This is a genomic window from Streptosporangium sp. G12 (assembly GCF_052983175.1).
Window position 1 is genome coordinate 88379 of the sequence record NZ_JBRIQO010000017.1, and the last position, 12156, is coordinate 100534.

The window sequence follows — 12156 nt, forward strand, 5'->3', positions numbered from 1 at the left end:
CGCCTCCTCCGTGCCGCGGCGCCCTCAGGGGGCGTTGCGATGGTAGATCAGCCGCAGGCCGATCAGCGTGAGCCAGGGTTCGTGCATGTCGATCGAGCGCGCCTCGCTGACCACGAGCGGCGCCGCGCTGCCGGTGGCGACCACGGTGACGTCGTCGGGGTCGACGGCGAGCTCGGCCGCCATCCTCTCGACGATCCCGTCCACCTGACCGGCGAAGCCGTAGATGATGCCGGCCTGGAGCGCCTCGACGGTGTTCTTCGCGATCACCGAGCGGGGGCGGATCAGCTCCACCTTGTGCAGCTGCGCCCCGGCCGCGGCGAGCGCGTCCACCGAGATCTCGATCCCGGGGGCGGTCACCGCGCCGACGTACTCCCCCTTGGCGGAGACGGCGTCGAAGGAGGTGGCGGTCCCGAAGTCGACGATGACGCACGGCCCGCCGTACAGCTGGATGGCCGCCAGCGCGTTGACGATGCGGTCGCTGCCGACCTCCTTCGGGTTGTCCATCCGGACCGGCACCCCGGTGCGGACGCCGGGCTCGACGATCACCGCGTTCACGTCGCCGTAGTAGCGGCGGCACATCTCGCGCATCTCGTTGAGCACCGAGGGAACGGTGGAGCAGATCACGATGCCGTTGACGTCGGCGCCCTTGAGCAGCGGCGACTGCCCGAGCAGCCCCTGGAGCACGACGGCGATCTCGTCCGCCGTGCGCCGGGCGTCCGTGGCGATCCGCCAGTGCTCGATGACGTCCTCGCCCTCGAAGAGCCCGAGAACGGTGTGAGTGTTGCCGACGTCGATGGCAAGCAGCATCAATTCCCCCGAAGGTCCAAGGCGATGTCCAGCGCCGGCGCCGAGTGCGTGAGCGCGCCCACGGCAAGGTAGTCAACACCTGTTTCGGCCACGTCACGAGCAACCTGGAGAGTCAGTCCCCCGCTGGACTCCAGCCGTGCCCTGCCGGCGACCAGCCGTACGGCCCGCGCCAGCTCCTCGACGGTGAAATTGTCCAACAGGATCTCCTCCGCTCCCTCCGCCAGCACCGGCTCGATCTGGTCGATCCGGTCGACCTCGACCTCGATCGGCAGGCCGGGGTAGGCGTCGCGGACCGCACGGAACGCCTCGGCGACCCCGCCCGAGGCCACCACGTGATTGTCCTTGATCAGCGCGGCGTCCGAAAGCGACATCCGGTGATTGGTTCCGCCGCCGCACCGGACGGCGTACTTCTCCAGGGCGCGCAGTCCGGGCAGCGTCTTGCGGCTGTCCCTGATCCGGGCCCCGGTCCCCTCGACGGCCATGACCCAGCGGCCGGTGAGGGTCGCGATGCCGGACAGGTGGGTGAGCAGGTTGAGCGCGGTGCGCTCGGCGGTCAGCAGGTCCCGGGTGGGACCGGTGACGGTCATCAGCACGTCGCCCTTGACGACACGCTCACCGTCCTTGACCTTGCGCTCGGCCGCCAGCCGGCCCTGGCCGAGGTGGGCGAACGCGCCCTCGGCCACGGCCAGTCCCGCGACCACGCCGTCCTCGCGGGCCACCACGTCGGCGGTGGCGGTCTGGTCGGCGGGGATGGTGGCGAGGCTGGTGACGTCGCCCGCCTCCCGCAGGTCCTCGGCCACGGCGGCCTCCAGGATCGCGGCCACCACCGCCGGGTCCAGACCCGCCTCGACCAGGTCGTTCTCCACCTGGGACGGCAGGGCGGTCGCGCGCCGCCCGTGCGGTACGTAGGTCATGGCGGGTCCCTCCGCTGTCAGGGTGGTGTCGAGGTGGCCCAGCCACCAGTCGTCGTCGCGCTCGGGAAAGTCCTCACGCCAGTGCGAGCCCCGGGTCTCCCGGCGTTCGCGGGCGGCCGCCACGAGCGCGGAGGCGACCGTCAGCAGGTTGGTGGTCTCCCAGGACTCGGTGCACGGCTCCACCGCCACCGGGGTCCACCTGAGGTTCAGCAGGGCCCTGGCGACCTCGCCCAGGGACTCCTCCCCGCGCAGCACGCTCGCCCCCCGGCTCATGTGCCCCTGGATCCTGGTCCGGGCCCTGGGGTCGATCAGGCCGGTGGGCCGGCCGTCGGGGGCCGGCTCACCCGTGACCGGCCGCGTCGCGCTCCCGCCGCGGGCGGCCCGTACCGCGTGGATGTCGGCGGCGATGCGCCCGGCGAAGACCAGGCCTTCGAGCAGGGAGTTGGAGGCCAGCCGGTTGGCGCCGTGCACGCCGGTGCACGCGACCTCGCCGCACGCGTACAGGCCGGGCACGCTGGTACGGCCGCGCAGGTCGGCGCGGACGCCGCCGCTGGCGTAGTGGGCGGCGGGCGCGACGGGGACGAGCTGGGTGACCGGGTCGATGCCGTGCTCCAGGCAGACCGCGTGGATCGTCGGGAAGCGGGTGCGCCACTTCTCCTCGCCGAAGTGGCGGGCGTCGAGATAGACGTGGTCGGCGCCGGTGGCGCGCATCCGCCGCATGATCGCCTTGGCCACGACGTCGCGGGGGGCGAGGTCGGCGAGCTCGTGGACGCCCTCCATGAACCGGGTGCCGTCCGCGTCGACCAGCACGGCCCCCTCGCCCCTGACCGCCTCGGAGATCAGCGGCTGCTGGCCGGTGGAGTGCTCCCCGAGCCAGAGGACGGTCGGGTGGAACTGGACGAACTCCAGGTCCCTGATGACGGCGCCCGCGCGCAGCGCGAGCGCCACCCCGTCGCCGGTGGAGACGACGGGGTTGGTGGTGGCGGCGTAGACCTGTCCCATGCCGCCGGTGGCCAGCACCACGGCCCCCGCCGTGACCGCGCCCACCCCGTCGCGCTCGCCCTCGCCCATGACGTGCAGGGTCACTCCCGCGGTACGGCCCTCGGCGTCCTTGAGGAGGTCGAGGACGAGCGCGTGCTCGATCACCTCGATCCCCGACTCCGCGACGGCCTGGACGAGTGCCCGCTGCACCTCGGCACCGGTGGCGTCGCCGCCCGCGTGCACGATGCGGTCGCGGCGGTGGCCGCCCTCCCTGGTGAGCTGCAGCGCCCCCGAGGCGTCGGTGTCGAACCGGGCGCCCACCGCGATCAGGTCACGCAGCGCGTCGGGCCCCTCGGTCACCATGGTCCGGACGGCCTCCTCGTCGCAGAGTCCGACTCCGGCGACGAGCGTGTCCGACAGGTGTTCCTCGGGGGTGTCGCGCGGGTCGAGCACGGCGGCGATGCCGCCCTGGGCCCAGCGGGTCGAGCCGGACGACAGGACGTCCTTGGTGACGACCAGGACCTTCGCCCCGGGGTCGAGGGCGACGTACCGCAGCGCCAGGGTGAGGCCGGCGACGCCGGAGCCCACCACGACCACGTCCGCCCGGACCGTCCAGCCCGGAGGCGGAGCGGTCAACCTCTGGGGAATGGCCGGGATGCTCATAGCCGCCTCCTCGCGGGGTTCATTAGAGGCCGTTGATTTCGTCAGTGTGACGATAACGTGAGCTTCGCAGCCGCTGTTCCCCGGGGTAGGACATTTCGCCCGAACCTTGAAATCACCGCAGCTCGGGGACGCACACGGCGGCTCGCCACCGGCCGCTCACCGGTTACCGCTCGCCACCGGCCGCTCACCGGTCATCGGCCACCGCCGGCCGCTCACCGCTCGCCAGTCATCGGCCACCGGCCACCGGCCACCGCTCGCCGGCTCCTACCGGCGAGCGGCCGGGAGTCAGCGGATGTCGAGCGTGACGTTGTCGATCAGCCTGGTGGACCCCACCCTGGCGGCCACCGCGAGGATCGCCTCGCCCGCGTGGCCGTCGCCGACCTCCGCGAAGGTCGCGGGATCGACCAGGACCAGGTAGTCGAGCGCCAGCGAAGGCTCGGCCTCCAGGACGTCGAGCGCGGCCCGGCGGATCTCCGCGGGCGCGCGCCGCCCGGCCCCCGCCGTCAGGGCGCGAGACAGGGCCAGGGCCGTCACCCGGTCGTCCGGTGACAGGTAGCGGTTGCGGCTGGACAGCGCCAGGCCGTCCGGCTCGCGGACCGTGGGACCGCCGACGATCGAGACCGGCAGGTTCAGGTCGGCGACCATCCTGCGGATCACCGCGAGCTGCTGGGCGTCCTTCTGCCCGAACACCGCCACGTCCGGCTGGACCAGGTTGAACAGCTTCAGCACCACGGTCAGCACGCCGTCGAGGTGGCCGGGCCTGAACTCCCCCTCGACGACCGAACCCATCCCGCCCGCGGAGACCCCGACCTGCCTGTCCGGCAGGTACATGGCCTCGGCCGAGGGGGCGAACACCACGCTCACCCCCTCGGCCTCGCAGACCTCGAGGTCGGCGTCGAACGTACGGGGATAGCGGGAGAAGTCCTCGGTGGGCCCGAACTGGAGCGGGTTCACGAAGATGCTCACCGCCACGTGCGCGGCCCTCTCACGGGCCAGCCGGATGAGCGAGCGGTGCCCCTCGTGCAGCGCGCCCATGGTCGGCACGAGCGCCAGCGCGCTCCCCCCGCCGGAGCCGGAGGAGGCGCCCGCGCCGATCCCCAGTGCCTCGCGGGCCTTGAGCAGCCCTGCGCGGTCGTCCGCCACGATCACTGGAACCTCCCGGGGGTGCTCCGGCTCCCGGGCCGGAGAGGAATGACGGTCGTCGGAATCCGCCGGTTCCCTTCGCCGGACGGATTCGGCTCACCGGATCAGCTAACCGGATCGGGTCGCCGGGGCGGGCACCGGGTCGGCACGGGAGCCCTCGGGGCCGCGCGTCGCCTCCCCAGGCGATCCGTACGCCCCCGGGTCCCTCAGGGCCGTACGGCGCCTCCCATGGCGATCTCGTACGCCTTCGGGTCCCTCAGGTCCATATGTTGCCGCCCAGGGCGTCCAGGAGGCGCTCGGCGGCCTCGGGCTTGAGCAGCCCGGCCGCGAGTGCCCGGTCGGCGGTGAGCCTGGCGAGCGCCACGTAGGCGTCCGCCGCCTCGGGGGCGGCGAGGATCAGCGCGTCCACGTGCCTGCGGACGGTTCCGGCGTCGCCGCGCACCACCGGGCCGGTGAGCCCGGCGATGCCGAGCCTCAGCACGTTCTCCAGGGCCGCGCCGAGCAGCGGGCCGAGCATCCGGCCCGGCTGCTCCACACCGATCTTCTCCAGCAGCTCCGACGACTCCGCGATGAGCGTCACCATGTGGTTGGCGGCCTGGGCCAGGGCCGCGTGGTAGAGCGGCCGGTCCTCGTCGGCGATCCAGACCGGCTCGCCCTCCATCTCGATGACGAGGGCCTCGGCCACCGGGCGAAGCGGGTCGGGAGCGGTCACCCCGTACGAGATCCCGGTGAGGCGGCGCAGGTCGTCGTCGCGGCCGGTGAAGGTCATCACGGGATGCAGCGCCAGCGGCAGCGCCCCTGCCTTGATCGCCGGGTTCAGCACGGCCAGGCCGTACGCGCCGCTGGTGTGGGCCACCAGCTTGCCGCGCAGATCGGTGCCGGTCTCGACCAGGCCGGAGACCAGGCCGGGCAGCACGTCGTCGGGGACCGTCAGCAGGACGAGGTCCGCGCCGGCCACCACGTCCTCCGGCCGGGTGGGGACGAGCCCGAGCCGCTCGACCGCCCGCTCCCTGGAGGCGTCGGAGACACCGCTCGCCGCGACCACCCGATGCCCCGCCCTGACGAGCGCGGCGCCGAGCGCCGAACCGACCCTGCCCGCTCCAACCACTCCGACGGCCAGCCGTGCCGGGCGATCGACTGCGTCCATGACGTCCCGTCCTTCGACCATGTGGGGCTCCGTGCCCGATTGACCAGCGTAACGGGCCGTGCCGTCGCAACCGTGGCAAGACGCGGGTTCGTAGCGGTCGGTAGCGGAGGCGAGGCTCTTCCCGAGGGACCCCGGCCGGGCGGACCGGGAGCGTACCGGGCCCGCCGGAGAGCCCGCAGGCCCGGCGCACGCGGCGATCCAGCCGGCGGCGCGCCGACGCGGCGTCGACAACGATCGCGCGAACCGGTGACAGAATGTAGTCATGCATTCACTCGAAGCGTCAGCGCGAGTCGATCTCGTTCCCCCGCCCCGGCGGGTAGCGTCTGAGAGCGTGTGGCTCACCTGGCGTGCCGCGATGGAGCATGCGCTCTACGGCGAAAGCGGCTTCTATCTCCGGGAGCGCCCCTCCAGCCATTTCCGGACATCGGTCGGCGCCTCCCCCGTCTTCGCCGAGGCCGTGCTGCGCGAGCTGGCCGCGATCGACGAGGCGCTCGGCGGCCCCGGCGTGCTCGACCTGGTCGACATCGGCGCCGGTGAGGGCGAGCTGGCCGCGGGGGTGCTCGCCGCGGCGCCGCCCGCGCTCCGGTCGAGACTGCGGGTGACCGCGGTCGACCTGGCGCCCCGGCCGCCGGCGCTGCCCGAGGAGATCGTCTGGTCGAGGGCCGCGCCGGACGGGATCCACGGGCTGGTGATCGCCAACGAGTGGCTCGACAACGTGCCGGTCGACATCGCGGAGCAGACGGCCGACGGGCCCCGGCTGGTCATGGTCAACGTCACCGACGGTGAGGAACGGCTCGGCGGCAGGCCCTCCGCGGCGGATCTCGCCTGGCTGGACCGATGGTGGCCGATGCGGGCCATCGGGGAGCGGGCCGAGATCGGCAGGCCGCGCGACAGGGCCTGGGCGTCGGTGATCGTACGGCTGGCGCGCGGCAGGGCGGTCGCGATCGACTACTCCCACTCCCTGGACGACCGGCCGCCGTACGGCACGCTGGCCGGCTATCGGGACGGGGCGATGGTCGCGCCCGTGCCCGACGGCTCGTGCGACATCACCGCCCACGTGGCACTCGACGCCTGCGCGGCCTCCGGCGAGAGCGCCGGAGCCGTCACGACGGCGCTGACCACGCAGCGCGAGGCGTTGCGCGCCCTCGGGATCACCGGAGGCCGCCCGCCGGTCGAGCAGGCCAGGAACGACCCGCGCGGCTACCTGCAGGCCCTCGCGAGGGCCTCGGAGGAGGCGGAGCTCATCGCCGCGAGCGGCCTCGGCGGGTTCGGCTGGCTGTCGCAGAGCCGTCGCTGACCCGCCGAACCGACGTCGTTCCGGTGGGGCCGCGGTCCGGGCGGAGCCGGCGGGGCGCCGCCCGGCCGGCGTGCCCTCGTCGACGGACGGCACGGGCCGGTCACACCCGTGGCCCGTCCGCGTCGTCCGCTCCGGCTGCTTCGTCCGAGGCCGGTTCAGACCCGCACGTCGAGGGAGGTGAGACCCCGGATGACGTAGCCCGGTCCCCAACCGGGCTCGGCGGCGAGTTCCATCTTCGGGGCCCTGCGCAGCAGGGCGCCGAAGGACTCGATCAGCTCGACCCTGGCCAGCGGTGCCCCGAGGCAGAAGTGGATCCCGGCGCCGAAGGAGATGTGCGGGTTGTCGGCCCGGCCCACGTCCAGGCGGGCGGGGTCGGCGAAGACCTCGGGATCGCGGTTGGCCGAGCCGAACAGCAGCGCCACCTCGGTGCCGCGCGGGATGTCGACCCCGCCCACCGAGATGTCCTCCAGCACCCAGCGCTCGAACATCTGCAGCGGGGTGTCCCAGCGCATCAGCTCCTCGACCGCCGTGGGCAGCAGGGCGTGGTCGGCGCGGAGCCGGTCCAGCTCGGCCGGGTTGCGGAACAACGACCACCAGCCGTTGCCGGTGACGTTGACGGTGGCCTCGTGCCCGGCGTTGAGCAGCAGCACGCAGGTGCCGACCAGCTCCTCCTCGGTGAGTCTGTCACCCTCGTCGGCCACCAGGGCGAGCGCGCTGATCAGGTCGTCGCCGGGGTCGGCCCTGCGGGCGCGGGCCAGCTCGACGAGATAGGCGGAGAACTCCTCGGCCGCCCGTACGGCCGTGTGCTGGGCCTCGACCGACGGCTGGAGCTCGTACATGCCGCAGATGTCGGCCGACCAGGGCCGCAGCAGGTGCCGGTCGGCCTCGGGGACGCCGAGCATCTCGGCGATCACGGTGACCGGGAGCGGCTCGGCGACCTCGGCGATCAGGTCTCCGCCGCCGCGCTCGACGAAGTCGTCCACCAGTTGCCCGGCCATCCGGGCGACCTTGGGGCGGAGCGCCTCGACCATGCGGGGGGTGAACGCCTTCGACACCAGCCGCCGGAGCCTGGTGTGCACCGGCGGCTCGACATCGAGCATTCCCGCCCTGATCACCCGCCAGAACGGGTCCTGAAACTCGGGGTCGTCCGGCCTGCCGAACTCCTGGTGCGAGGCCACGTGCAGGTAGGAGCGGCCGAGCCTGCGGTCCCGCAGCAGCGCGTTGACGTCGGCGTGCCTGGCCACCAGCCACTGGCCGGTCGGTTCGAAGAAGCTGACCGGCCGCTCCCGCCTCAGCTCGTCGTAGACGTCATAGGGGTGGGCGACGAATTCCGGATTCCAGGGATCAAAGCGCACGTAAGCATCGTAATCCCCGGTTCAGGATCAGGTCTGCTCGTCCGGCTTCCCCCTCTCGACCGGCTCGTCCGTCCGGCCCGCCGGAACCCCCTGACCCACCGGGGTCCCCGGGGTGTTCGTGCCCTCCGGCGTCTCCGGACCGGCCTCGCCCTCGGTCTCGTAGCGGGAACGCAGCTCGACCGGCCTCCGCCCCGCCTTGCCGCGCATCCGGATGTTCAGCAGCTCCACCAGCAGCGAGAACGCCATCGCGAAGTAGATGTAGCCCTTGGAGATGTGCTGCTCGAACCCCTCGGCGATGAGCACGACGCCGATCAGCACCAGGAAGGACAGGGCGAGCATCTTGATGCTCGGGTGCCGGTCCACGAAGCGGCTGATCGGCCCGGAGGCGACCAGCATCACGATGACCGAGACGATGACGGCCGCGATCATGACGCCCAGCTCGTCGACCATGCCGACCGCGGTGATCACCGAGTCGAGCGAGAAGACGACGTCGAGGATCATGATCTGGATGATCACCGAGGTGAAGGACGAGGCGACCTTGCCCTCGGAGTGGTGGGACTCCCCCTCCAGGCTGCCGTGCATCTCGTGGACGCTCTTGCCCAGCAGGAACAGGCCGCCGAGTATCAGGATCAGGTCGCGCCCCGATATCCCCTGCCCGAAGACCTCGAACATCGGCTCGGTGAGCCTCACCACCCACGACAACGCCAGCAGCAGCAGGAGGCGGCTGAGCAGGGCGACGGCGAGACCGAGCTTGCGGGCCTTGTCGCGCTGCTCGGGCGGGAGCTTGCCCACCAGGATCGAGATGAAGATGATGTTGTCGATTCCCAGGACGATCTCCAGGGCGACAAGGGTGAAGAACCCTATCCATATCTCCGGGTTGGTCACCCAGTCCATTGCTTCCTCCTTCGTCGGCCGACGCCCGAACGCACCGCCGGCCCAGCTGCCTGAATGCTTCTTCGACTGACTGCCTGGACGACCGGGGGACGCCCGGAGTTCCTTTCCCCTCATCACGCTTCGCTGTCAAATCCGCCGGGCGTTCCCGAGGACGCCCGCCCCGGCTCCGATATCGGGTTGATCACGTTTCGGACTTGCGGGGCACCGCGAGGTGTCGGTTATAGTTCCCCCGTAGGTCATGAGTGCCAGTGACAAGCCCCGGCTCGCTGGCCGGCAACCCTCGCGTCCGCGGCGGGGTGCCCCGGGTGAGGACCTGGTCCGGCACGAGGTGTGCCGGGCAAGCGCGGGCTCCAGGCACCTGTGTCATGGGTTGGGGTCCGATGACCTCGAAGGAGCCCTGGCATGTCCACCCTGACGATCTTCACCCCCGCGAGCCCCGCGATCCCCGCGAGCCCCGCCCCCGTCGCCCCGGCCACCCCCGCCGCTCCGGTGACCGTCCCCGGGACCTACGCGTCCGGTGACCGCCCGATCCCGGCCGTGCTCGGCTCGGACCTGGAGGTCCCGGTCAGGGGCGGCAGGCTCGTCCGCTACGCAAACCTCGACTACGCCGCGAGCGCCCCCTGTCTGGAGCCGGTGAGCGTCGCCGTCGCCGCCGCGCTCCCGGCCTACTCCAGCGTCCACCGCGGCGCCGGGTACGCGTCCCAGCTGACCACGGCCCGCTACGAGCAGGCCAGGCACACGGTGCGCGCCTTCGTCGGCGCCCGTCCCGACGACTCGGTGATCTTCACCCGCAACACCACGGACGCGACCAACCTGCTGGCCCGCAGCCTGCCCGAGGGCACCACCGCCGTGGTCTTCGACACCGAGCACCACGCCTCGCTGCTGCCCTGGGAGCGGGTCGTGCGGCTGGCGGCCCCCGCCTTCCCCGGCGAGGCCGTCCGCGCCGCCGACGACGCCCTCGCCTCGATCGACGGCCCCAAGCTGCTGGTCGTGACCGCCGCCTCCAACGTCACCGGGGAGCTCTGGCCGATCGCCGCGCTGGCCCACATCGCCCACCGCCACGGGGCCCGCGTCCTCGTCGACGCCGCGCAGCTCGTCCCGCACCGCCACCTCAACCTGACGGCTCTCGACCTGGACTACGTGGTCTTCTCCGGCCACAAGCTCTACGCGCCGTTCGGCACCGGCGCGCTGATCGGCCGTTCCGACTGGCTGGCCGAGGCCGAGCCGTACCTGCGGGGCGGCGGCGCGGTGAAGGCCGTGAACGACGACGGCACCGAGTGGCACGACGACCCCGAGGCCCGGCACGAGGCGGGAACCCCGAACGTGCTGGGCGCCGTCGCGCTCGCCGCGGCCTGCGACGCCCTGACCGCCACCGGCTGGACCCCGCTGGTCCGCGAGGAGGAGCGCCTCCTCGAGCGCCTGCGCGCGGGCCTCGCCTCCGTCCCCGGCGTGCACGAGCTGTCCCTGTGGGGCCCGGACCACCCGCGCGTCGGCATCGTCTCCTTCGTGGTGGACAGCTTCACCGCCCGCGAGGTCGCCGAGGCCCTGTCCGGCGACTACGGCATCGGCGTCCGCGACGGCAAGTTCTGCGCCCACCCCTTCGTACGGCACCTGCTGGGCGCCAAGGACGGCGGCTGCGAGGACGTCACCGCCTCCGCCGTCCGCGCCTCCATCGGCATCGGTACCACCTCCGAGCACGTCGACCGGTTGATCGACGCCCTGCGGGATCTTGCCTCGCGCGGCTGACGTGACAGCATGGCCCTATGACTGAAGGCGCGCCCCGCGAGCTGAGCGTGGGAATGGGGGCGGGAGCCGAGGCCGTGCGGGGGGCGCACGGCAAGGAGCTCGCGACCGAGGACATGATCCTCAACATCGGTCCGCAGCACCCGTCCACGCACGGCGTGCTGCGGCTGCGGCTCACCCTGGACGGGGAACGGATCAGCTCGGCCGAGCCGATCGTGGGCTACATGCACCGGGGCGCGGAGAAGCTCTTCGAGGTGCGCGACTACCGGCAGATCATCGTGCTGGCCAACCGGCACGACTGGCTGTCGGCGTTCGCCAACGAGCTGGGCGTCGTGCTCGCGGTGGAGCGGATGCTCGGCATGGAGGTGCCGGTCAGGGCGGTTTGGACGCGCACGCTGATGGCCGAGCTCAACCGGGTGCTCAGCCACCTGATGTTCCTCGGCTCCTACCCGCTGGAGCTCGGCGCGATCACCCCGGTCTTCTACGCGTTCCGGGAGCGCGAGACCCTCCAGGCCGTGATGGAGGAGATCTCCGGCGGGCGCATGCACTACATGTTCAACCGGGTCGGCGGCCTGAAGGAGGAGATCCCCGAGGGGTGGACGGGCCGGGTCGCCCAGGCCGTGGCCGACGTGCGGCGACGGCTGCCCGACATCGAGAACCTGATCGTCGGGAACGAGATCTTCCTCGCCCGCACGCGCGGGGTGGGCGTCCTCGACCGCGAGACGATCATGCAGTACGGCGTGAGCGGCCCCATCGCCCGCGCCTCCGGCGTCGACGTCGACCTGCGCAGGGACGAGCCGTACCTCGCCTACGGCGAGCTGCCGGTGAAGGTCGTCACCCGGTCGGCGGGAGACTGCCACGCCCGCTTCGAAGTGCTGCTGGAACAGGCGAAGGTCTCCCTCGACCTGGCCGACGCCTGCGTGGAACGGCTGCTCGACCTGCCCCCGGGGCCGGTCAACCAGCGCCTGCCCAAGGTGCTGAAGGTTCCCGAGGGCCACACCTACGCCTGGACGGAGAGCCCGCTCGGCCTGAACGGCTACTACCTGGTCTCGCGCGGGGAGAAGACGCCGTGGCGGATGAAACTCCGCTCGGCCTCCTTCAACAACGTCCAGGTGCTGCGCGAGATGCTCCCCGGCCACCTGGTCGCGGACATGGTGGCCATCCTGGGCTCGATGTTCTTCGTCGTCGGCGACATCGACAAGTGACGAGTAA

At 72.3% G+C, this 12156-nt stretch carries 9 protein-coding genes and 1 riboswitch; of the genes, 3 read left to right on the top strand and 6 right to left on the bottom strand.

What is annotated here, in order from left to right:
* Nucleotides 1-24 precede the first annotated feature (24 nt).
* From ACVCAG_RS25425 to ACVCAG_RS25440, 4 genes are all read right to left on the bottom strand, one after another.
* The gene (locus tag ACVCAG_RS25425) at nt 25-807 is read right to left on the bottom strand and encodes a type III pantothenate kinase (RefSeq protein ID WP_350972521.1); all 783 of its coding nucleotides are present in this window, start codon (nt 805-807) and stop codon (nt 25-27) included.
* Nucleotides 807-3365, bottom strand: a complete 2559-nt coding sequence (locus ACVCAG_RS25430; RefSeq protein WP_440086735.1) for an L-aspartate oxidase — start codon at nt 3363-3365, stop codon at nt 807-809. Before ACVCAG_RS25430 ends, ACVCAG_RS25425 begins: the two co-directional genes overlap by 1 nt.
* A gap of 285 nt (nt 3366-3650) precedes the next feature.
* Entirely contained in the window at nt 3651-4466 is an 816-nt protein-coding gene (panC, locus tag ACVCAG_RS25435; protein WP_440086832.1) for a pantoate--beta-alanine ligase, read from the bottom strand.
* Between the two features lie 298 nt (nt 4467-4764).
* Entirely contained in the window at nt 4765-5655 is an 891-nt protein-coding gene (locus tag ACVCAG_RS25440) for a Rossmann-like and DUF2520 domain-containing protein (RefSeq protein WP_362695283.1), read from the bottom strand.
* 331 nt (nt 5656-5986) lie between these two features.
* On the opposite strand from ACVCAG_RS25440, the gene ACVCAG_RS25445 reads away from it, so the two are divergent.
* Nucleotides 5987-6952: an SAM-dependent methyltransferase gene (locus ACVCAG_RS25445; protein ID WP_447190386.1), complete on the top strand. Its 966-nt coding sequence runs from the start codon at nt 5987-5989 to the stop codon at nt 6950-6952.
* 155 nt (nt 6953-7107) lie between these two features.
* Here the strand turns inward: ACVCAG_RS25445 and ACVCAG_RS25450 are convergent, their stop codons facing one another.
* Both ACVCAG_RS25450 and ACVCAG_RS25455 read right to left on the bottom strand, forming a co-directional pair.
* The gene (locus ACVCAG_RS25450; protein WP_447190387.1) at nt 7108-8307 is read right to left on the bottom strand and encodes a cytochrome P450; all 1200 of its coding nucleotides are present in this window, start codon (nt 8305-8307) and stop codon (nt 7108-7110) included.
* A gap of 27 nt (nt 8308-8334) precedes the next feature.
* On the bottom strand, nt 8335-9201 hold the full coding sequence (locus tag ACVCAG_RS25455) for a TerC family protein (RefSeq protein WP_440086738.1): 867 nt from the start codon (nt 9199-9201) through the stop codon (nt 8335-8337).
* Between the two features lie 234 nt (nt 9202-9435).
* A riboswitch (SAM riboswitch) is annotated at nt 9436-9551 on the top strand.
* Between the two features lie 52 nt (nt 9552-9603).
* On the opposite strand from ACVCAG_RS25455, the gene ACVCAG_RS25460 reads away from it, so the two are divergent.
* The gene (locus tag ACVCAG_RS25460; protein ID WP_447190388.1) at nt 9604-10947 is read left to right on the top strand and encodes an aminotransferase class V-fold PLP-dependent enzyme; all 1344 of its coding nucleotides are present in this window, start codon (nt 9604-9606) and stop codon (nt 10945-10947) included.
* 17 nt (nt 10948-10964) lie between these two features.
* Nucleotides 10965-12149, top strand: a complete 1185-nt coding sequence (locus tag ACVCAG_RS25465; RefSeq protein WP_447190389.1) for an NADH-quinone oxidoreductase subunit D — start codon at nt 10965-10967, stop codon at nt 12147-12149.
* The last annotated feature ends 7 nt before the right edge of the window (nt 12150-12156 follow it).